General features: G+C 61.6%; 18 protein-coding genes. 11 read left to right on the top strand and 7 right to left on the bottom strand.

All coding sequences use genetic code 11. The features are described from left to right. Positions 1–62 precede the first annotated feature (62 nt). The 3 genes from ACVWVY_RS19485 (at position 63) to ACVWVY_RS19495 (ending at position 3,972) form a co-directional block, all read left to right on the top strand. Positions 63–2,159, top strand: coding sequence for a molybdopterin oxidoreductase family protein (locus tag ACVWVY_RS19485; protein WP_456627896.1), 2,097 nt, complete (start codon positions 63–65; stop codon positions 2,157–2,159). Between the two features lie 219 nt (positions 2,160–2,378). After that, positions 2,379–3,353, top strand: coding sequence for a CSS-motif domain-containing protein (locus tag ACVWVY_RS19490; protein ID WP_456627897.1), 975 nt, complete (start codon positions 2,379–2,381; stop codon positions 3,351–3,353). Positions 3,354–3,357: 4 nt separating this feature from the next. Then, entirely contained in the window at positions 3,358–3,972 is a 615-nt protein-coding gene (locus tag ACVWVY_RS19495) for an EAL domain-containing protein (protein ID WP_456627898.1), read from the top strand. A gap of 1 nt (position 3,973) precedes the next feature. Here ACVWVY_RS19495 and ACVWVY_RS19500 read toward each other — a convergent pair whose 3' ends face one another. After that, a complete protein-coding gene (locus ACVWVY_RS19500) occupies positions 3,974–4,408 on the bottom strand; it encodes a CHRD domain-containing protein (RefSeq protein WP_456627899.1) in 435 nt (144 codons plus the stop codon). 198 nt (positions 4,409–4,606) lie between these two features. Between ACVWVY_RS19500 and ACVWVY_RS19505 the strand changes: the two genes are divergently transcribed. Then, positions 4,607–5,389 carry an enoyl-CoA hydratase/isomerase family protein gene (locus ACVWVY_RS19505; RefSeq protein ID WP_456627900.1) on the top strand — a complete coding sequence of 261 codons (783 nt, stop codon included), beginning with the start codon at positions 4,607–4,609 and terminating at the stop codon, positions 5,387–5,389. A gap of 17 nt (positions 5,390–5,406) precedes the next feature. Here the strand turns inward: ACVWVY_RS19505 and ACVWVY_RS19510 are convergent, their stop codons facing one another. Then, positions 5,407–6,888: a glycosyltransferase family 2 protein gene (locus ACVWVY_RS19510; RefSeq protein ID WP_456627901.1), complete on the bottom strand. Its 1,482-nt coding sequence runs from the start codon at positions 6,886–6,888 to the stop codon at positions 5,407–5,409. A 175-nt stretch (positions 6,889–7,063) separates the two neighbouring features. Between ACVWVY_RS19510 and ACVWVY_RS19515 the strand changes: the two genes are divergently transcribed. Both ACVWVY_RS19515 and ACVWVY_RS19520 read left to right on the top strand, forming a co-directional pair. Beyond that, positions 7,064–7,873 (top strand): ABC transporter permease, encoded by an 810-nt coding sequence (locus ACVWVY_RS19515; RefSeq protein ID WP_456627902.1) that lies wholly within the window; start codon positions 7,064–7,066, stop codon positions 7,871–7,873. 5 nt (positions 7,874–7,878) lie between these two features. Then, positions 7,879–8,664, top strand: a complete 786-nt coding sequence (locus tag ACVWVY_RS19520) for an ABC transporter ATP-binding protein (protein WP_456627903.1) — start codon at positions 7,879–7,881, stop codon at positions 8,662–8,664. Here the strand turns inward: ACVWVY_RS19520 and ACVWVY_RS19525 are convergent, their stop codons facing one another. From ACVWVY_RS19525 to ACVWVY_RS19535, 3 genes are read right to left on the bottom strand one after another with little or no spacing between them, the layout of a single operon-like run. Further along, complete coding sequence (locus ACVWVY_RS19525; protein WP_456627904.1) at positions 8,665–9,663, bottom strand: glycosyltransferase family 2 protein; 999 nt, start codon at positions 9,661–9,663, stop codon at positions 8,665–8,667. It abuts the gene before it with no gap. Between the two features lie 43 nt (positions 9,664–9,706). Next, positions 9,707–10,135 (bottom strand): GlcG/HbpS family heme-binding protein, encoded by a 429-nt coding sequence (locus ACVWVY_RS19530; RefSeq protein WP_456627905.1) that lies wholly within the window; start codon positions 10,133–10,135, stop codon positions 9,707–9,709. Between the two features lie 29 nt (positions 10,136–10,164). Beyond that, positions 10,165–13,140, bottom strand: a complete 2,976-nt coding sequence (locus ACVWVY_RS19535; protein WP_456632252.1) for an FAD-binding and (Fe-S)-binding domain-containing protein — start codon at positions 13,138–13,140, stop codon at positions 10,165–10,167. 167 nt (positions 13,141–13,307) lie between these two features. On the opposite strand from ACVWVY_RS19535, the gene ACVWVY_RS19540 reads away from it, so the two are divergent. Together ACVWVY_RS19540 and ACVWVY_RS19545 are read left to right on the top strand one after the other, a co-directional pair. After that, positions 13,308–14,507, top strand: a complete 1,200-nt coding sequence (locus ACVWVY_RS19540) for a pyridoxal-phosphate-dependent aminotransferase family protein (RefSeq protein ID WP_456627906.1) — start codon at positions 13,308–13,310, stop codon at positions 14,505–14,507. A 36-nt stretch (positions 14,508–14,543) separates the two neighbouring features. After that, the gene (locus ACVWVY_RS19545; protein ID WP_456627907.1) at positions 14,544–15,341 is read left to right on the top strand and encodes an enoyl-CoA hydratase/isomerase family protein; all 798 of its coding nucleotides are present in this window, start codon (positions 14,544–14,546) and stop codon (positions 15,339–15,341) included. A gap of 41 nt (positions 15,342–15,382) precedes the next feature. Here the strand turns inward: ACVWVY_RS19545 and ACVWVY_RS19550 are convergent, their stop codons facing one another. Then, positions 15,383–15,733: a hypothetical protein gene (locus ACVWVY_RS19550; RefSeq protein ID WP_456627908.1), complete on the bottom strand. Its 351-nt coding sequence runs from the start codon at positions 15,731–15,733 to the stop codon at positions 15,383–15,385. Between the two features lie 657 nt (positions 15,734–16,390). Between ACVWVY_RS19550 and ACVWVY_RS19555 the strand changes: the two genes are divergently transcribed. Beyond that, positions 16,391–17,368 (top strand): tripartite tricarboxylate transporter substrate binding protein, encoded by a 978-nt coding sequence (locus tag ACVWVY_RS19555; RefSeq protein ID WP_456632253.1) that lies wholly within the window; start codon positions 16,391–16,393, stop codon positions 17,366–17,368. 8 nt (positions 17,369–17,376) lie between these two features. Here the strand turns inward: ACVWVY_RS19555 and ACVWVY_RS19560 are convergent, their stop codons facing one another. Beyond that, on the bottom strand, positions 17,377–18,027 hold the full coding sequence (locus ACVWVY_RS19560) for a class II aldolase/adducin family protein (RefSeq protein ID WP_456627909.1): 651 nt from the start codon (positions 18,025–18,027) through the stop codon (positions 17,377–17,379). A gap of 92 nt (positions 18,028–18,119) precedes the next feature. On the opposite strand from ACVWVY_RS19560, the gene ACVWVY_RS19565 reads away from it, so the two are divergent. After that, the gene (locus ACVWVY_RS19565; RefSeq protein WP_456627910.1) at positions 18,120–18,995 is read left to right on the top strand and encodes an S-methyl-5'-thioadenosine phosphorylase; all 876 of its coding nucleotides are present in this window, start codon (positions 18,120–18,122) and stop codon (positions 18,993–18,995) included. After that, positions 18,992–20,095 (top strand): S-methyl-5-thioribose-1-phosphate isomerase, encoded by a 1,104-nt coding sequence (gene mtnA, locus ACVWVY_RS19570; RefSeq protein ID WP_456627911.1) that lies wholly within the window; start codon positions 18,992–18,994, stop codon positions 20,093–20,095. The genes ACVWVY_RS19565 and mtnA overlap by 4 nt, the downstream gene beginning before the upstream one ends. The last annotated feature ends 54 nt before the right edge of the window (positions 20,096–20,149 follow it).

The following is a 20,149-nucleotide window of genomic DNA, read 5'->3' on the forward strand; positions in this document are numbered from 1 at the left end:
GCAGGTGTACGGCCGGACAAACCCTCTCGGCGGCCGCGGCGTTTGATGTTACCTAGAAACGCATGAACCAGCATGCCAAGGTCGACATCCGCCACTCCACCTGTCCGCACGATTGTCCGTCGGCCTGCGCGCTCGACGTTGAGGTAATCGACGGTCGTTCGATCGGCCGGGTCCGCGGCTCCAAGGTTCAGACCTACACGGCGGGCGTTGTCTGCGCGAAAGTCGCGCGCTACGCCGAGCGCATTCATCATCCCGACCGGCTGCTCCATCCAATGCGCCGTACCGGACCCAAAGGTTCCGGCCAGTTCGCGCGCATTTCCTGGGATGAAGCACTGGACGAAATCGCCGCGCGTTTCGATCAGGCCGAGCGTGAATTCGGCGCCCAGTCTGTCTGGCCCTACTACTACGCCGGCACGATGGGGCTCGTCATGCGCGACGGCATCAATCGCCTCGCGCATGTGAAGAAGTATTCCCGTTTCTACGGCACCATCTGTGCGACCGTCGCGCGCATCGGGTTTGCCATCGGCACCGGCAAGATCGCCGGCGTCGATCCGCGCGAAATGGGAGTCTCCGATCTCGTTGTGATCTGGGGCACCAACCCGGTAAATACCCAGGTCAACGTGATGACGCATGCCTCGCGCGCCCGCAAGGAGCGCGGCGCGAAGATCGCGGCGATCGACATCTACAACAATGACACCATGAAGCAGGCGGATATCAAGATCCTGCTCCGACCGGGCACCGATGGCGCCTTCGCTTGCGGCGTCATGAACGTCTTGTTCCGCGAGGGGTACGCGGATCGCGCCTATATGGATCGCTATACCGATTGTCCTGACGAACTCGAGGCGCACCTCGCGACCCGCACACCGGAATGGGCTTCGAAGATCTCGGGCGTACCGGTGGAAGAGATCGAGGCGTTCGCGCGCATTGTCGGCCAAACCAAACGATCGTTCTTCCGCCTCGGCTACGGCTTCACCCGCAGCCGCAACGGCGCGGCGCAGATGCATGCCGCGCTGTGCATCCCGGCGGTGACCGGCGCCTGGCAGTATGAAGGCGGCGGCGCCTTCTTCAACAATGCTTCGATCTGGAAGTTCGACGAATCCATCATCGAGGGGCATGACGCGATCGACCGCACGACACGCTGGCTCGATCAGTCCCAGATCGGGCGTATCCTGACCGGCGACGCCGAGGCCTTGAAGGGTGGACCGCCGGTCAAGGCGATGCTGATCCAGAATACCAACCCGGTGACGGTGGCGCCCGAACAGGCGCTCGTGCGTAAGGGTTTTGCCCGCGAAGACGTGTTCATGGCGGTGCATGAGCAGTTCATGACCGAAACGGCTGTCATGGCCGACATCGTGCTTCCGGCCACGATGTTCATGGAACATGACGATCTCTACTACGGCGGCGGCCACGGGCATATTTCGGTCGGGCCTAAGCTGATCGATCCGCCCGGTGAGTGCCGTTCCAACCATGAAGTGCTTCAAGGCCTCGGCCGCCGCCTCAACGCCGTGCACCCCGGATTTGAGATGACGCCGCGCGAACTGATCGATGCGACGCTGAAGAAGAGCGGCCATGGCGATATCGAAACGCTGGAAGCGGATCTGTGGCGCGATATCCAGCCGGATTTTCGCGCCTCGCATTATCTCGACGGGTTTGCCCACGCTGACAGGAAGTTTCACTTCAAGGCCGACTGGGCGAATCCTCCCAACGGCAATCCGGGCCTGGGCCCGTGGGCGCAGATGCCCTCGTTGCCCGATCACTGGACGATCATCGAAGAAGCGGACGAGAAACATCCGTTCCGCCTCGCCACCTCGCCGTCGCGCGGCTATCTCAATACCACCTTCAACGAGACGCCGGGATCGCAGGCTCGCGAGGGCGCGCCGACGGTGATGATGCACCCGGAAGATGCGTCGGCGCTTTCGATCGCTGATGGCGACGCCGTGACGCTCGGCAACATGCGAGGCGAAACCACGCTGACCGTGAAACTGTTCGACGGTGTGCGCCGCGGTGTGCTGATCGCCGAGTCCATCCATCCGAACAAGGCCCATATCGGCGGCCGCGGTATCAACATGCTGACCGGGGCCGAAACGATCGCGCCGGTCGGCGGCGCGCCGTTCCATGACAACAAGGTATGGGTGAAGAGGGCTGCGCCCGCGGTCTGATCCCGCGGCAGCCCGCACGAGCGAACGCGCCCGGCATAGGAGGCTCGCGTGCCGGTTATTCGACCGGGAATACGGCGCGGGCCTCGCTTGTTTACCTTTTGCTAACTTCAATCATCGGCCCGCCACCAACTCACGGTAGAAGGATCCGGGCGGCTTAAACTGAATCTTAGAGCCCGGGACTTACCGTCGGGTTCATTTTTCATGGTTTGAGCGTGTCCGATGACCTGGCGGTGGCCCAGTGTTACCCACGTAGCAATGCTGGCGGCAAGCGTGGGCTTGTTCCTCGCTGCCGGACATTTTGCCGTGAAAGCCGTCATCGACGGGCATCAAAAGAGGCAGCTTGAAGAGTTGGCCGACGTCGCATTGCGACGCGCCGAGGTCGCCGTCAATTTTGGAGCCGCCACTCTCGATGAACTTGCCGCGAAGGGCACGCTGAATTGTGATCCGGGAACGCTGCAAAGCGTCCGCCTTCAGGTTTATCAGCGCTCCACCGTAAAGGACATACGGCTGGTCAATCGCGATGGATCGGTGGTCTGCTCGGCCTACTCCGAGACGCTGGAGTTTGACAGCGGATGGGTCGACCGCGCGGATATGTTGCCGTCTCAAGATGGCCGCCTGCTTTTGTTTCGGGTTGATCAATTCAGCGGTGTAGCGCTCGGCGTCCTGCGCGATATCGACAAGAAGAGTTCGATCGTAGCCATTCTGGGCATCAACTCGTCCCTATTCGACATCATGCCTGCGGAATTGCGGGCCCACAGCGAAGTGTTGCTGCGGCTGAAGACCGGTCTGGGCGTCGCCCGCTTTCCTGCGAGTCACGATGAGCTATTCCATTCGGTCAGTATCACCAACGCCTCGGCCCATTATCCGCTCGAAGCGATCATTCGCGTCGACACCGGCGTATTGCAGCGATGGAATAACGAAGCATATTGGCCGACAATGTTCATTGCATTGGGCTTGGGCGTTGCCTTCGGATTTCTTCTGACCAAGACGCGGCCGAGGCTGGAGGGGCCGATAGCCGATATCGACCAGGCTCTCGCGCTGCATGAGTTCAAGCCGTTCTTCCAGCCGATATTTGAACTCGGCTCCGGCGAAATTGTCGGATGCGAAGTGCTGGCGCGGTGGATACGCGCTGACGGCACCATCGTTTCTCCGATCAACTTTATTCCCGCTCGCCGAGTCGAGCGGACGAATTGAGCCGATGACATGGCAGATATTGTCGACGGCCCTCAGGGAGGCAGGATTCCTCCTTCGCGAAGACAAGAATTTCAAGATGTCATTCAACGTGGCGCCACGGCATCTGCTAAGCGAGGGATTCATCGAGAGCCTTCGCGGTGTGGTCCTTGCTGCAAAGGTATCTCCCCGCCAGATTGTCCTGGAAGTGACCGAGAGGAGCGAACTGCCCGATCTTCAACGAGCCGCTTCCGTGGTGAGGGAGTTGCGCGAATTCGGCTTTCGCGTCGCAATGGATGACGTCGGCGTCGGAAATAGCGGCCTGTCCCAGATGAAGGGGCTGGGTGCCAACACGATCAAGATCGACAAGTTCTTCGTCGATACGATCACGGAGGATGAGGCGGCAGCGTCGATCGTCGCCATGCTGGTGCGTCTAGCGCACGATCTTCGGATGACGGTCGTCGCCGAGGGAATCGAGACATCAGAGCAAATTCAGGCGCTGATTGCCTGCGGTGTCGAGGAGGGGCAAGGATATGTCGTCTCGCCCCCCGTGCCATTTCCGAAATTCAGCGAACTCCTGCAAGCCCGCCGGTCCAGCGCTCGCGCCAAAGAGGCCGTCGGGCAGGCGGCCCTGGTCGCCTAGTTTACTGCTTCACCATCTGGCCGCGCAGCTCGCCACCGGGGTTGGCGGCGGTATGTATGTTTGCGTACCACTTGCCAGCGATCAGGTCTGCAACCTGCGCATCAGAAAGTACGGCCGTACCTTCGATCGGGCTTTGCGCGCTCTTGAAAGGGAGTACGATTCCGGCGTTCTTGCCGGGCTCGCCTGGTCCGTGAAAGTGCGCGGCAACGGCGGGTCCGGTCAAATCCTTGAAGGTAATGGCCCACGAAAGCGCTTTGGTTTCGGTGTTGAAAGTGGCAGTCGCTTCGCCGGAAGCCGGACTGTTGTTGGGTGGAACTTCATTGGATCCCTTGAGAGCTGCTTTCAGGGTAATTGTTTCGGCGCTGGCTGCCGAAATGGTGCCTGACACGCCGACAAGGATCAGGATCGTCGAAATGAAATAAGTAATGCTCTTCATGGCGCTCTCCGTCGATGGCTCTGCCATCACACTAACACCCACCGGAATGAAAAATTTCAGAAATGTTTGGGGAATGGGTTCTTTTGGTGGACGATAGCCCCCGGACCTGTCGCCCGGTCGCCTCGAATTCCCGCTTGCAGTCCACCGCCATCCTGCCGCAAATGTTTGCGAGGCAACGGCAAACAGGCGAGCGGGACAATGACCGACACGAGCAGCGTGATACGCGAAAAGCGTGGACAGGCGTTCTGGATTACCATCAACCGGCCGGACAAGCGCAACGCCATCAATGCCGATGTGGTCGGCGGCATCGCCCGCGGCTATCGCGAAGCGCATGACGACAAGGATGTCCGCGTCATTGTGCTGACGGGGGCAGGCGAGAAGGCGTTTTGCGCCGGCGCCGACCTGCAGAACAGCGGCGCTGCCTTTGCGATGGATTTTTCCAGGCCGAATGTCGACTACGCGGATTTGTTGCGGCTGTCGCAGAACGCCACCAAGCCCGCAATCGCGCGGGTAGGGGGCGTCTGCATGGCCGGCGGCATGGGGTTGTTATGCATGACCGACATGGCCATTGCCGCCGATCACGTGATTTTCGGTTTGCCCGAGGTGAAGGTCGGCGTGTTTCCGATGCAGGTGCTGAGCCTATTGCAGTCGATCGCGCCAAAGCGGTTGGTCAGCGAATGGTCGCTGACCGGCGAACCGTTCGATGCGCACACGGCGCAGGCTGCCGGCCTCCTGAACTACGTGGTGCCCGCGGCCGAGCTCGACGCCAAGGTCGATTGGCTGATCAGCCGCATCGTCGACAAGTCGCCGACCGCGATCCGGCGCGGCAAATACGCCATGCGGGCGATCGCCTCGATGTCGTTCGACGAAAGCATCGCGTATACTGAAAGCCAGATCGCGTTGCTGGCGATGACGGAAGACGCCAAGGAAGGGCTCAAGGCCTTCGGCGAGAAACGCAAACCGTCTTGGCCGGGAAAATAGCTCGGGCGTTCTGACCCTCAGGCCAGTTCGAGGCCCTTGATGGCCAACCCCAACCTGCGGGAATCCGCAGGCGCGCGCAGTGGCACGCACGTCCAGCCCAGCGTGAGGACCCTCGGTGTGGCAGCGTTGAGATCGATGGTGACCCGCTGCTCTTCGGTCTTCAGTTGGCCGGGCGGAATGCGCGCGCCATCCAGATAGAACCGGAGATCGCAGATCGGACTTGTGAGATCGCGGACTGGAAGGCAGTTGATACGGATTTGGCGCGTGCCGGCGGATACCGAAATCAGCATTGCGGCCGCTGCATCGCTCCACCGGAACTGATGCCCCTGGTACTGTTCTATCGGATAGAAACCCGTATGGCCCGGCGCAAAGACATCAGGGCTCGCCTCAACAACGTCTTCAACAATATCTTGGCGCTCTCGTCCGGACCGGCGCAGCTTGCCGATGACTGCAAGTCTTTGAGCCGCGATGAGGGCTGCGATGTAACCTTTGAATCGCGCGTTTAGCATGCTGTCCGAACCAATCGCACGGGCGAGCAGCAGGCCTGTCTGTGCCCATGCGACATGGGCTTCGGCGATGCCACGGGCTATCCAATCGCCAAAAATCGCCGGAACGATCCAGCGTGCTGTCGTGCCGATTGAATAGTAGAAATGACGCACGAAGCGTCTGGGCGGCGGCCAAAGAGATTTCACGGCGATTGCCAGGATCGATCGCGCCGTATCCCGATCGAAGTTTCCCTGGCACATCCATTCGGGTGGAGGCTCCAAAAGGCTGTCGGAGGCAGCGGAGAGTTCACTGAAATAGCGAATCTCACCGGCGACGAAGTCGAGGGTGAACTCGCGTAGCTCACCAAGCGAACCCGTGTAATAGTGATGAAATCGTGCTTCCGGAACGTAACCGAGCTTGTAGCCGTGCCGAAAGTAACTGGCGGCAAGCACCCATTCCGCGAAATGTCCGAGCTCGGGCCGAAAGCCGGTGCAATTCTCGTAAGCGTCACGCTTTGTTACGAAACACTGGTCGAGGATTCTTCGCCAGGGATGATCGTGCATGGCGTATTCAATGTCCGCCACGTACATCGCGGCTTCGGCTTTTGACAGTCGATTGTGGGTAATGGGTACAGACCGACAGGAAAACCCCGCCCAATCGGGATTGTCGCGAATGGCTTGCAGACACTTCTCGAGCACATCCGGTTCAGGCCAGCAGTGCGCTTCCGTAAAGATCAGATATCTTCCCTGCGCCTTTGCTGCACCCGCGTGGCACAAGCCGACGTCGTGCGAGTGTTCGGAAAATTCCACGCGGTCGGCGGAAAACTCCTTCAGCAGGGCCCGCTGCTGGAAATCGGGCGGAACGACAAGTATCGTTTCGTACATCGATCGGGCGATGGTCTGGTCATTCCAGCCCTTCCAGCAATGCTCCCATTGGCCGCGGTGATATTCGAGCGGAATGACGATTGAAAAAACCAGGGAGGAGGGCGCTGCGTCTTTGGGTTCGAGGGACAAGTGACGATCTCAAGCTGCAAAAATCATCGAGGTATTCCCCAGGTTTGATGTCGCTTCATGTCTAATGCTTGCCACATTGGCGATCATGTCGAAACCGCCGATTGAGCCGGATTTTACGATAGGATGGGTTTTTGGGCCATGATAGGCTCCGGCGTATTTTGAAGGACGTTCGACATTGCTCGCGGTAAATCAGCGAAATCGCCAGTTTGCCCTCGCGGTCGCGGATCTCACTGCCGCAGCCGGATACTGGCCGCTTTGGACGAGGCTTGGCTGGAATGACATCCTTTACCGGTACCGGCGCTCGACCCTTGGGCCGTTCTGGTCGACTGTAAACATCGCAATCACGGTCATTGCGCTCGGACTGGTCTACTCGCACATCTTCAAATTGCCGGTCGCGCAGTTGATGCCCTATGTCTGCGCAGGGCTTATCGCCTGGGGTTTCATCAGCTCGGTCGTGCTGGATGCCGGCAGCCTGTTCTCGGGGTCCGAGAGTTACATCAAGCAGATCCGCCTGCCTTATCTGCTCTACGTTTGCCGCTTCGTATTCGGCAAGGTTGCGCTTGTTGCACACGATCTTCCGATCTACTTCATCCTGCTTCTTTACTTTCAGATCTGGCCAGGGGCCGTCGCGCTGTGCGCTATTCCTGGTCTTATGTTGCTCGTGATCAATGCCGCGTTCGCGAGCCTGACCATTGGCATGGCTTCCGCGCGGTTTCGCGATATCCCCCGCATTTTGGCAAGTCTCGTGCAAATTCTGTTTCTGGTCACGCCAATCATTTGGACACCGGACTTGCTAGGTCCGCAGTCGTATCTTGCGCAAGCAAACCCGTTCTTTCACTTGATAGAGATCGTGCGTGCCCCGCTTCTTGGCATGCTCCCGTCCGCGTTGACGCTTTGGGTGACGCTCGCCATCACCGCGATCAATGGTCTGGTGGCGAGCTGCTTCTTTCTGCGCTTCCGCGGCAGAATTGCCTACTGGATATGATTGGTATGACGGGGCAATCCAATGCAGGGGCTATTGTCAGCCTCGACCGGGTGATGATTTCTTTTCCGGTCTACCAGGGTGGGTCGCGATCCCTGAAGAAGCGTATGCTGTTTCATGGCTCAGCGGGCCGGATCGGCACTGATGCCGGCGATCAGATCGTGATCGAGGCATTGCGCGAGGTGTCGTTTTCGCTTGCCGCCGGAGATCGCCTGGCGTTGATCGGCGCCAACGGCGCCGGGAAGACGACCTTGCTGCGAGCGATTGCCGGAATCTACGAGCCCGTTCAGGGCGAGGTCGTTACGCGCGGGCGGATTTCGCCGATGTTCGATATCAATCTCGGCATCGACACCGATCTAAGCGGCTTCGACAATATTCATCTGCGCGCGCTGCTGCTTGGCTTGACGCCGGCCGAGATCGAGCGGCGGATGCCCGAAATTGTGGAATTCACCGAGCTCGGCGATTATCTCGATATGCCGGTGCGAACCTATTCGGCCGGGATGATATTGCGGCTCAGCTTTGCGGTTGCGACCTGCTTCGAGCCCGAAATTCTGTTGATGGATGAATGGATATTGGCTGGAGACGCCCATTTCATGGTCAAGGCCGAAACGCGTGTCCGCAGTTTCGTCGAGCGTGCGAACGTCATGGTGTTGGCCTCGCATAATCTCGATCTATGCAGCCGCTGGTGCACCACAGGCATCTGGCTCGACCGCGGATCGATCAGGGAAATGGGGCCGGTGAATGAGGTCGTCAGGCGATACCAAACCTTTGTTTCGAAAGGCGACGCCCACTGATCATTGTTTTATGAGGCCCAGCCGGTAACTCCAGTGAAATACAAATTGTCGCATCAGGTACGGCATCATCGCGCGGTAGATCTCGATCTGGCTCGGGACGTGGCCAAGTGATCTGCGCCGCAGCTTCTGCATCTCCTCCCGCCCGCGCTCATAGCTCTTTGTCGTTTTCTGTTCATCGTGGACACGAAAGCAGGCAAGAAAACGCCGCAACCGCACCAGTTCGAAACCCGCGGCCTCGGCGCGGAGCATGAAGTCCCAGTCCAGTGCGTAATGAAGCTCGCTATCTATCGGTCCGACCTTGTCCCATACGCGCCGGCGCCAGAACATGGTTTCCTGTGGCACGTAGCCGGCATATTTGAGAGCCTCGCCGTCATGCGCCGGAAACACGGCGCGGCCGATTTCGGATCCAGCATAGTCGATGAAGACGCGGTGCCCGTAAACGAAATCGATCTCCGGCCGCTGGTCGAAGAAGTTGGCGATGCAGGCGAGCGTTCCCGGCAGCAACGTGTCATCGCTGTTCAGGTAGGCCATGATATCGCAATCGACGTCCTGGAAGCCTCTGTTGATGGCGTCCGATTGCCCGCGGTCTGCCTCGCTTCGCCAGGAAATCCGTTCGCCATAGCTCTTGAGAATATCGACCGTTTCGTCGGCGGAAGCGCCGTCCTGCACATGATAGAACAATCGCGGATAGTCCTGGCCGAGCACGCTGTCGATGGTGGCCCGCAGGAAGCGGCCATGATTGAAGCTCGGCGTGACGATAGCGATGCGGGGAGGCTGTTTCGGCAGGGCTGGCGTGGCGGGCAGTTTGCTCAGATCGAGAGGTCGGGGCGGGTGCTGCTCGAATGTCCACATCGGCGGACGCAGCCACAATCTTCTCAAATGCGCGCGCGACCTCGCATAGGCCTCCCTGAGCTGGCTCTGGTCGGCCTCAAGCGTATCGAGTCGTTGCTCGATCGCCTTCAGCCGCTCCAGAAGCTTTTGCTTGAACTCGTCATCCATTCCGTCGGTATCCGATCGACTGCCGGCCAGTGCGGTTTCGCGACTATCCGGCGTTTGCTTTCAATCCCGCGGCTTCGATGCCTGCGATAGCGCAGGCCTCGTCATTATCAGACGTGTCGCCGCTGACGCCGACGGCGCCGAGCAGGCCTCCATCGCCCTGGATCAGCACGCCGCCGGGCACCGGCACCAAACGTCCCTGCGCCAGCGCATTCACCGCGCCGACGAAATAGGCCTGCTCCTGGGCGCGCTGAAACAACGCCCGCGATCCCATGCCCATCGCAAGCGCCCCATAGGCCTTGCCGTGCGCGATTTCGGCCCGCATCAGGCTGGTGCCATCCTGCGCCGCCGTAACCTTCACACAGCCGCGGGGATCCAGAATGGTGATGACCAGCGGCTTCAGTTTCTTCTCGACGCCCTTGGCAAGGGCCGCATCGAGAATCTTGCGGGCGACGTCGAGGGTGAGCTCAGCCATAAATGGGTTCCTTTGCGATTGAGTGGGGATTAATAGTTGGGCCGCGCGCTGTCGAGGCTCATTGCGAGCACCCGGGCGACGTGCAGTGCTGCACGGTTCGTGCCATCCTTGATCTGGTGCCGGCACGAGGTACCGTCGGCGACGATCAGGGTACCGGGATCGGCGCGGCGCACCGCCGGCAGCAGCGACAGCTCGGCCATTTCGATCGAAGCCTGATAGGTGTCTGCGCCGTAGCCGAACGCGCCAGCCATGCCGCAGCAACTGGATTCGATGGTTTCGATACTGAGATCGGGAATGAGACGAAGTATCTTTTCGACCGGCTTGAATGCGCCGAACGATTTTTGATGGCAGTGGCCGTGAACGAGTGCTTTTGCCGGGATGGCGCCGAGCGGCAGTTTCAGGCGGCCGGCTTCCGCCTCGCGAACCAGAAATTCCTCGAACAGCAATGCGTGGGCGCTAATGCTCCTGGCTTCGTTGTCCGAGCGGAGCGAGAGCAGTTCGTCGCGAAGCGTCAGGAGACAGCTCGGCTCCAATCCGACGATCGGCACGCCGCGCGCCGCGAACGGGGCGTAGGTCGCGACCAGCCTGTCCAGTTCGCCGCGCGCCTGTTCGACCAGACCGGCTGAGAGGAATGTCCGCCCGCAACACAGCGGACGAGCGCGGTCGGCAGGGCTTGGAATATGCACGCGATATCCGCCTTCAAGCAGGACACGCAAGGCGGCGTCGAGGTTCTCGCGCTCATAGGCCCGGTTGAAGGTATCGGCGAACAGCACGACCTCATGGCCATCTGCGCGGCCGAAGACCTCAGCGTCGGCCTTGAACACGTCGCGGCGGAACGCGGGCAGGGCACGTTTCGCGCTGATGCCGGCAAACTTCTCAAACAGCGCACGCAGCAACGGATTGTTGTTGCGCCAGTTGGCGAGCGGAGCGAAGCGGGACGCCAGATCCGCATAGTGCGGCAGGTAGCCGACCAGCCGGTCGCGCAGCGAAAGGCCATGTTTCTCCGCGCGCGCGGCCAGCACCTCGATCTTCATCTTGGCCATGTCGACACCTGTCGGGCATTCATGGCGGCAGGCCTTGCAGGATACGCAGAGCTTGAGCGTGTCCATCATCTCGTCTGAGGCCAGTGCATCCGGCCCCAGCTGGCCTGATATGGCCAGCCGCAGCGTGTTGGCGCGACCGCGCGTAACATCCTTCTCGTTGCGGGTCGCGCGATAGGATGGACACATCACGCCGCCCTCGAGCTTTCGGCAGGCGCCGTTGTTGTTGCACATCTCGACCGCGCCCTGGAAGCCGCCGCCGGCGCCGGGATAAGCCGACCAGTCGAGCACGGTCTTCAGCCCGGCGACGCGATAGTCGGGTGAAAAGCGAAACAACGAACGATCGTCCATTTTTGGCGGATCGACGATCTTGCCGGGATTGAGCAGATTGTCCGGATCGAAGCGCTGCTTGACCTCCCGGAAATCGGCAACGATGCGCGGGCCGAACATCGCTTCGTGAAATTCGGAACGCACCAGCCCGTCGCCATGCTCGCCGGAGTGCGACCCCTTGTATTCGCGCACCATCTCGAAGGTCTCTTCGGCGATCGCGCGCATCGCCTTGACGTCCTTTTCGAGCTTCAGATTGAGCACCGGCCGAACGTGCAGGCAGCCTTCGGAGGCATGGGCATACATGGTGCCGCGGGTGCCATGTTTGGCGAACACGGCGTTGAGCCGCTCGGTGTAGTCGGCAAGGTGCGGCAGCGGCACGGCGCAGTCCTCGACAAAGGAGACCGGCTTGCCTTCCTGCTTCATCGACATCATGACGTTGAGGCCGGAGGTGCGGAAATCCGCGATCGCCGTCTGCCTGGCGGGTTCGACGACGTCGACCACGCCGCCCCATTTGCGCGGTGGATGATTCCAGCCGAATCCGAGGTCCGACATCAGTTCGGAAAGCTGCTTCAGCTTTTGAAGATTGTCCGCCTGATCTTCTTCCGCAAATTCCACGATCAGCAGCGCGTCCGGATCGCCGCGGACGGTCGATTCGATCACGGGCCTGAACATCGCGATGTCGCGCCCTAGCGCAATCATCGTGCGGTCGACCAGTTCAACTGCGATCGGCCGCAGCTTCACCAGATGCTGCGCCGCATCCATCGCCTCGTAAAAACTGCCGAAATGGCAGACACCCAGCACCTTGTTGCGGATGACAGGCCACAGCTTGAGCTCGACCTGCGTCGTGAAGGCCAGCGTGCCTTCGGAGCCGACCAAAAGATGCGCCATGTTGTTCGGCGCATTGCGTGGCACCAGCGCATCGAGATTGTAGCCGCCGACGCGGCGCTGCACCTTTGGAAATCGCTCCGATATCTCCGCGGCCTCGCGCTCGCCGAGATCGAGCATGTCCCGGAATAGCGCAAGCCCGCTCTGGGGCGAGTTCACCCGCGCCAGATCCCGCGGCACCTCGCCGAAATGCAGGCGCGTGCCGTCGGCGAGCGCCGCCTCCATCGACAGCGTGTTATCGCGCATGGTGCCGTAGCGCAGCGAACGGCCGCCGCAGGAATTGTTGCCGGCCATGCCGCCGATGGTGGCGCGCGAGGCGGTGGAGACGTCGACCGGAAACCAGAGCCCGTGTTTTTTGAGATGGCGGTTGAGGTCGTCGAGCACGATGCCGGGCTCGACCACGCACGTGCGGCCTTCGACGTCGAGCGAGAGGAGACGGTTCAGGTGCTTGGAAAAGTCGACGACAATTCCCTCGTTGACGGTCTGGCCGCATTGCGACGTGCCGCCGCCGCGCGGGGTGACGACCAGGCCCTCGTCCCTGGCAATCGCAAGCGCCCGCAGCGCCTCGTCCATGGTCCTGGGAACCACCACGCCGAGGGGCAGGATCTGGTAGAACGAGGCGTCGGTCGCATAGCGGCCGCGGTTGAAGGCGTCGAAGAAAACATCGCCCGTCATCTCGCGGGCGAGACGCGCGGCAAGGGCGCTGTTTTCCGCCGAATTTTGTGGTTTTTCGGCCCCTGTTGCCGCCATTACCCTGCTCACTTGGATGTTCGGCAGTGTCTTGCCTGCCGGGGTCCGCCTTGGCAAGGCAAAGCCCTGCTTCTTAAGCATTGACGGCCTTCGCCGGGCGGGGGACAAGCCCGCCAAATAGTGATATTCGAACCTCGCGAAACCAAGGCATACCGGGAAGGACGCTCATGACCGTGCATACTGGAAGGCATTTTCTGCAGATTCCGGGACCGACCAACGTGCCGGACCGGGTGCTGCGCGCAATGGACATGCCGACCATGGACCACCGGGGTCCCGAGTTTGCCGAGATCGGCTACGCGGTGCTGGCCGCCATGCAGCGGGTGTTTCGTACCAAGCAGCCGGTGATCATCTACCCGTCGTCCGGCACCGGCGCCTGGGAGGCCGCCCTCGTCAATACGCTGCAGCCCGGCGACAAGGTGCTGATGGCGGAGACGGGGCAGTTCGCCGTGCTGTGGCGCGGGATCGCCGAGAAGTTCAAGCTCGAAGTCGATTTCCTGCCCGGTGACTGGCGCCATGGCGCCGACCTCGAGCAGATCGAGGCGCGGCTGTCGGCCGACAAGGCGCACAAGATCAAGGCCGTGTGCGTGGTCCATAACGAGACCTCGACCGGCTGCGTCACCCATCCGCAGGACGTCCGTAAAATTCTCGATCGCGTCAATCATCCCGCGCTGCTGATGGTCGACACCATCTCTGGTCTCGGATCGCTGGAATATGAACACGATGCCTGGGGCATCGACGTGTCGGTCGCAGGCTCCCAGAAGGGCCTGATGCTGCCGCCGGGCCTCGGCTTCAACGCCGTCTCGGAAAAGGCGCTGGCGGTGGCGAAAGCGAACCCCGCCATGCGCTCCTACTGGGACTGGCAGGAAGTCATCGCGATCAACAAGGCGGGCACCTGGCCCTACACGCCTGCGACCAACCTGCTGTTCGGGTTGCGCGAGGCGGTCAAGATGCTCGAGGAGGAGGGGCTGGAGAACGTCTTCGCCCGGCACAAGCGCCACAGCGCCGCTACGCGCGCGGCGATCAAGGTGTGGGGCCTGGAAACGCAATGCCAGGAGCAGGGCGCGCATTCGCCCGCACTGACCGGCGTGGTCGTGCCGGAAGGCCATGACGCCGATAATTTCCGCAAGGTCGTGCTGGAAAACTTCGACATGTCGCTCGGCACCGGCCTTAACAAGATCAAGGGCAAGGTGTTCCGGATCGGCCATATCGGCCACTTCAACGATCTGATGATGATGGGCACGCTGTCAGGCGTCGAGATGGGTCTCGATCTCGCCAAGGTGCCGCATCGCGGCGGCGGCGTGCTGGCGGCGATGGAAGTGCTCAAGGGACGCGACGTCGTCGCGATGCCGAAGGCCGCCGTCGCCTGATATCGTTTGACCGAAACAAAAACAGAGAGAGCTGCGATGAACGCTCCGGTAGCTGCGACCGAAGACCTGATCTATTCCGTCGAGGACGGCATCGCCCGGCTGACGTTCAACCGTCCGCAGGCGCGCAACGCGCTGACCTTTGCGATGTACGAACAGATGGCGGCGATCTGCGAGGCCGTCAACGGCGACCGCTCGATCAAGGCGATGATCCTGACCGGTGCGGGCGATAAAGCGTTCGCATCGGGTACCGATATCTCGCAGTTCCGTGCCTTCAAGACCGCGGAGGATGCGCTCGAATATGAGGAGCGGATCGATCGCGTGCTGGGCACGTTGGAGAAGGTCCGGGTGCCGACGATTGCGGCCATCGCGGGCGCCTGCACCGGTGGCGGCGCGGGGATTGCCGCCTGCTGCGACATCCGGATCGGCACCGCGACGACGCGCATCGGTTTTCCGATTGCGCGCACGCTGGGTAATTGCTTGTCGATGTCCAACATCAGCCGGGTTGTCGCATTGGTCGGACCGGCGCGGACCAAGGACCTGATTTTTACAGCGCGGCTGATCGAGGCGCCCGAGGCGCTGGCGCTCGGTCTGCTCAACGAGGTGGTGCCTGACGTTCCGACGCTGCAGCGCCGCGCCGATGAAACCGCCAAGCTCGTTGCCGGCCATGCGCCGATCACGATGGAAACCGCCAAGGAGGCGGTGCTCCGTATCCGCCGCACTTTGTCGCGCGAGGAAGGCCGGGACCTGATCCTCCGCGCCTACATGAGCGAGGATTTCCGCGAGGGAATGGACGCATTCCTCAACAAGCGTACGCCGAACTGGAAGGGCAAGTAGTCGAACGGGCAACGAGCCGCCAGACCGGGTCTTTACCGCCGCTATGGCCTGGCAGCCTTCTTTGCCAGTTCCATGCCCAGATCGAGCGCCGCGATACCTATTCTGTCTGACGGGGTGGTGAGGCAGCGGCGATCCATCCACGCGATGATCGCGTCGAAGTCGCCGCCACCAACCATGTCGCGTTCGCCGCTGATATTCAGGCCGCTGATAAATCCAACCAGCCAGGATTCAAAGCTTCCTTTGACGACCGCATTCTTTTTGCGATTGGTCCAAGCCGTGCAGGTTTGGGATCCGGCGCCGATTATTGATGAACCGGCGTCCGCGGCGGTGGCAAGACAGGCCAACAGCAAACCGATCGCGAACGCCTTCAGTGCTTTCTCACCGGCCGTCATTCGTCGAATCGTGGCGCGGTAGGACGGCTACTTTTTGAGACAGAGACCGACGGCCGGACCGGTGCCGCACTTGGCGCCATCGGGTGCACCGCCAGACGGACAGAACACCGACACCAGGTTTTCATTTGCATCGCAGCTGACCTCGCCGTTGGCCTGAACCGATCTGATGGAAACGCCAGCCGGTCCGGGGTCGCCCTTTGCGCCGGGCGCACCCTGCGGTCCCTGTGGCCCTTGGGGACCCTGGGGTCCTTGAGCGCCCTGTTGTCCTTGAGCGCCCGGCACGCCTTGCAAGCCCTGCGCGCCCTGTGGTCCGGCTGGTCCTTGCGGGCCGGCATCCCCTTTCGGTCCTGGATCCCGTCCGCACCCCGCGAGGGTGAGCGCAGTGCCCATGAGGACAGCCATCAAAATCCTTCTCATTCAGCTTCTCCCCCTGATTTACCTTGTAGCGTGCATTAAATGGGCCCACTCACAGCCATGCAACGGAAAAGCGGCGAGATTGAATCGCTTCCTGCGGGAAAGATTTGCGCCTCATGCGAAAGTAGGCGGCACCTTGCGGTGCAGCTTGAACTCTCGTCGGTTCGCTCGCAAGATGTGGCAACCAGCCAAGCCGATTTTACAAAGTCTTGCAAATACATAGGGATGAAACTCGTGGGACAGATGCTGAAAGCCGCGGCCGCCTTGACGGCCATGATCGCAAGTACCCCGGCGCTTGCCGCCTGGGAGCCGGCCAAGCCGGTCGAAATCGTGGTCGCAGCCGGCGCGGGCGGTGCGTCTGACCAGATGGCGCGGATGATGCAGGCGGCCATTCAGAAGAACAATCTGATGAAGCAGCCGATGGTTGTATCGCTCAAGGGTGGGGCATCGGGCGCCGAGGCGCTGATGTACATGAAGTCCAGCGACGGCGACGCCAACAAGGTCCTGATCGCCTATTCGCTGATCTACATGCTGCCGCTGTCGGCGAAGATCCCCTTCAACTGGCGTGATCTGACGCCGGTATCGGTCGTTGCGATGGATCAATTCGTGCTGTGGGACAATGCCGAGGGACCGAAGACGGTGAAGGAATTCATCGCCGCCGCCAAGGCAGCGGGCTCGCCGTTCAAGATGGGCGGCACCGGGTCCAAGCGCGAGGATCACGTGCTGACGGTCTTCATGGAGCAGAAGACGGGCGCGAAATTCTCCTACCTGCCGTACAAGTCCGGCGGCGAGGCGGCGACGCAGCTCGTCGGCAAGCACACCGAAGCCAACGTCAACAACCCAAGCGAAAATCTCGAGGTCTGGCGTGCCGGTCAGGTACGCGCGCTCTGCGTGTTCGACAAGGAGCGCATCTCCTACAAGACCAAGGTCACCGAAACACAATCGTGGAACGACATCCCGACCTGCAAGGAGGAGGGCCTCGACGTGCAGTATCTGATGCTGCGCGCGATGTTCCTGCCCGGCAAGGTGACGCCGGAACAGCAGGCGTTCTATGTCGACCTGTTCCAGAAGGTGACGCAGACGGCGGAGTACAAGGACTATATGGAGAAGCAGGCGCTCAAGCCGATCTTCCTCACCGGCAAGGACATGCTGAAGTTCCTCGAAGAGGACGACAAGCTGAACTCGTTGCTGATGAACGAAGCGGGCTTCGTGGCGAAATAGGCCGATCGCTATTTGTCGGCGGGACCGTATCCTGCGATCCTGCCGAGAACGTTTTCGATCTCGGCCTTCGCCAGCAGCCGCGGCGTCCCGATCTGCAGGCAGCCGTGATATTGCCGGGCAAGCGTTTCGACTTCGACGGCAAGCCACATCGCTTTCGAAAGCGATGTGCCGACCGCAATCATGCCATGGTGTTCCAAAAGGCACGCCAGCCTGCCCTCCAGCGCGCGCACGGCGTGCTCCGAAAGCTTCTGCGTGCCGAAGGTCGCGTAGGGCGCGACACGAATGGTGTCGCCGCCGGCGCACGCGATCATGTAGTGGATCGGCGGAATTTCGAGATTCATGATGGCGAGGATGGTCGAATAGGTCGGGTGGGCATGGACCACCGCATTGATTTCGGGCCGGGCCTTGAGGATATCGAGGTGAAATCGCCATTCGCTCGACGGCCGCTGGGCGGGATCGTGGGAGCCGTCCATTCCCATGAACACGATCTGCTCGGGCTGCATAGCCTCGTAGGGCGTGCTGGTCGGCGTGATCAGCATGCCTTCGCCATGGCGCAGGCTGATATTTCCCGACGTCCCCTGATTGATGCCGAGCGCATTCATGCTGCGGCAGGCATCGATGATCGACTGGCGCTTTTCCCGGTCTTTTTTGGTCGGCATTCCAGGCCCTCTTGCAGCTCGCGGACAATGCTTGATTATTGCGCCGCAGTATAGTCGAACATATCCCGTGAATAGCTGACCTGGGAGCAGTCATGACGCGCGCCGTGCTTGGCATCATCGGCGGATCCGGCATCTACGACCTGCCGGGGCTGGAGGACGTCTGCGAGGAGACCATCAAGAGCCCCTGGGGCGAGCCGTCCGCAGCCCTGACGCGCGGCGTCATCGGAGGCTTGCCCATCGTGTTCCTGCCGCGGCACGGCAAGGGGCATGTGCTGTCGCCCTCCGACATCAACTATCGCGCCAATATCGATGTGCTGAAGCGGGCCGGCGTTACCGACCTGGTTTCGCTCTCGGCCTGCGGTTCGTTCCGGGAGGATCTGCCGCCCGGAACCTTCGTGCTGGTCGATCAGTTCGTCGACCGCACCTATCGGCGCGAGAGTTCTTTTTTCGGCAAGGGCTGCGTCGCCCATGTCTCGATGGCCCACCCGGTTTCGCCGCGGCTGCATGTGCATCTGGCGGCCGCCGCCAAGGCCGAAGGCATCGCGGCGGTGCAGGGCGGCACTTATGTGTGCATGGAGGGGCCGCAATTTTCCAGCCTCGCCGAGAGCCTGTCCTACAAGGCGCAGGGCTATTCGGTGATCGGCATGACCAACATGCCCGAGGCCAAACTCGCCCGCGAAGCCGAGATCTGCTACGCCAGCGTGGCGATGGTCACTGATTTCGATTGCTGGCATCCCGATCACGACGCGGTCACCGTGCAGGACATCATTCGCGTGTTGAATTCGAACGCCGGCAAGGCCAAGGCGCTCGTCGCACACCTCGCCAGGGATTTCCCGCGCGAGCATGAACCCTGTCCAATTGGATCGGACAAGGCGCTCGACACCGCCTTGATCACGGCACCGGAAGCACGCGATCCCAAATTGCTCGCCAAGCTCGATGCGGTGGCGGGGAGGGTGCTGAGCTCATGAAGGTCGACGGCCGGCATTTTCGCAGCATCTGGCTCGAAGACGACGGGTGGACGGTCGGCGCGATCGACCAGCGGCGGCTGCCGCATGAATTCGTGGTGGCGCGCATCGCAAGCGCCGAGGACGCGACCGAGGCCATCCGTTCCATGCTGGTGCGCGGCGCGCCGCTGATCGGCGCCACGGCTGCTTACGGCATGGCGCTTGCCATGCGAACCGAGGCTTCCGATGCGGCGCTGGACCGCGCCTACGCCATGCTGCTGGCGGCCAGGCCGACCGCGATCAACCTGAAATGGGCGCTCGACGAGATGCAACGATTGCTCCGGCCATTGCCGGCGTCTGAACGAACAGCGGCGGCCTACCGGCGCGCGGTCGCAATCGCCGAAGAGGATGTTTCGATCAACCAGGGGATCGGCCGGCATGGGCTGGCGCTGATCGAACAGATCGCGGCGCGGAAGGGGCCCGGCGAGCCGGTCAATGTCCTGACCCATTGCAACGCCGGCTGGCTTGCGACAGTCGATTGGGGCACCGCGACAGCGCCGATTTATCTGGCGCATGATCGCGGCCTGAAGGTTCATGTCTGGGTCGACGAGACCCGGCCGCGCAATCAGGGCGCCTCGCTCACCGCCTGGGAACTCGGCCACCACGGCGTGCCGCACACGGTGATCCCTGATAACACCGGTGGCCATCTGATGCAGCACCGCATGGTCGATCTCGCCATCGTCGGCACCGACCGGGTGGCCGCCAACGGCGATGTCTGCAACAAGATCGGGACCTATCTGAAGGCGCTTGCCGCCCACGACAACGGCGTGCCGTTCTATGTTGCACTGCCGTCGCCCACCATCGACTTTGGTATCGACGACGGCATCAAGCAGATCCCGATCGAGCAGCGCAGCGCCGACGAAGTGGCGACCATGACCGGCCGTACCGCCGACGGGCGCGTCGAAACCGTGCGCGTGGTTCCCGATGGCTCGCCTGTAGCCAATTACGCCTTCGACGTCACGCCGGCGCGGCTGGTGACGGGGTTGATCACCGAACGCGGACTGCTTCGCCCCGAGCGTGCTGCACTTGCGAGCGCATTCCCGGAGCGCAGCGCGGGACATTGACGCCGGCGACATCGGCACGTATCCCCCTTTTGGGTTCTGTCGTACCGGAGTTCA

It is taken from the genome of Bradyrhizobium sp. URHC0002 (assembly GCF_054059515.1).

Bases quoted from the DNA above. Each gene is read 5' to 3' on its own strand.
- ACVWVY_RS19485 (WP_456627896.1), top strand. From the start codon at position 63: ATGAACCAGCATGCCAAGGTCGACATCCGCCACTCCACCTGTCCGCAC.
- ACVWVY_RS19490 (WP_456627897.1), top strand. From the start codon at position 2,379: ATGACCTGGCGGTGGCCCAGTGTTACCCACGTAGCAATGCTGGCGGCA.
- ACVWVY_RS19495 (WP_456627898.1), top strand. From the start codon at position 3,358: ATGACATGGCAGATATTGTCGACGGCCCTCAGGGAGGCAGGATTCCTC.
- ACVWVY_RS19500 (WP_456627899.1), bottom strand. From the start codon at position 4,408: ATGAAGAGCATTACTTATTTCATTTCGACGATCCTGATCCTTGTCGGC.
- ACVWVY_RS19505 (WP_456627900.1), top strand. From the start codon at position 4,607: ATGACCGACACGAGCAGCGTGATACGCGAAAAGCGTGGACAGGCGTTC.
- ACVWVY_RS19520 (WP_456627903.1), top strand. From the start codon at position 7,879: ATGACGGGGCAATCCAATGCAGGGGCTATTGTCAGCCTCGACCGGGTG.
- ACVWVY_RS19525 (WP_456627904.1), bottom strand. From the start codon at position 9,663: ATGGATGACGAGTTCAAGCAAAAGCTTCTGGAGCGGCTGAAGGCGATC.
- ACVWVY_RS19530 (WP_456627905.1), bottom strand. From the start codon at position 10,135: ATGGCTGAGCTCACCCTCGACGTCGCCCGCAAGATTCTCGATGCGGCC.
- ACVWVY_RS19535 (WP_456632252.1), bottom strand. From the start codon at position 13,140: ATGGCGGCAACAGGGGCCGAAAAACCACAAAATTCGGCGGAAAACAGC.
- ACVWVY_RS19540 (WP_456627906.1), top strand. From the start codon at position 13,308: ATGACCGTGCATACTGGAAGGCATTTTCTGCAGATTCCGGGACCGACC.
- ACVWVY_RS19545 (WP_456627907.1), top strand. From the start codon at position 14,544: ATGAACGCTCCGGTAGCTGCGACCGAAGACCTGATCTATTCCGTCGAG.
- ACVWVY_RS19550 (WP_456627908.1), bottom strand. From the start codon at position 15,733: ATGACGGCCGGTGAGAAAGCACTGAAGGCGTTCGCGATCGGTTTGCTG.
- ACVWVY_RS19555 (WP_456632253.1), top strand. From the start codon at position 16,391: ATGCTGAAAGCCGCGGCCGCCTTGACGGCCATGATCGCAAGTACCCCG.
- ACVWVY_RS19560 (WP_456627909.1), bottom strand. From the start codon at position 18,027: ATGCCGACCAAAAAAGACCGGGAAAAGCGCCAGTCGATCATCGATGCC.
- ACVWVY_RS19565 (WP_456627910.1), top strand. From the start codon at position 18,120: ATGACGCGCGCCGTGCTTGGCATCATCGGCGGATCCGGCATCTACGAC.
- mtnA (WP_456627911.1), top strand. From the start codon at position 18,992: ATGAAGGTCGACGGCCGGCATTTTCGCAGCATCTGGCTCGAAGACGAC.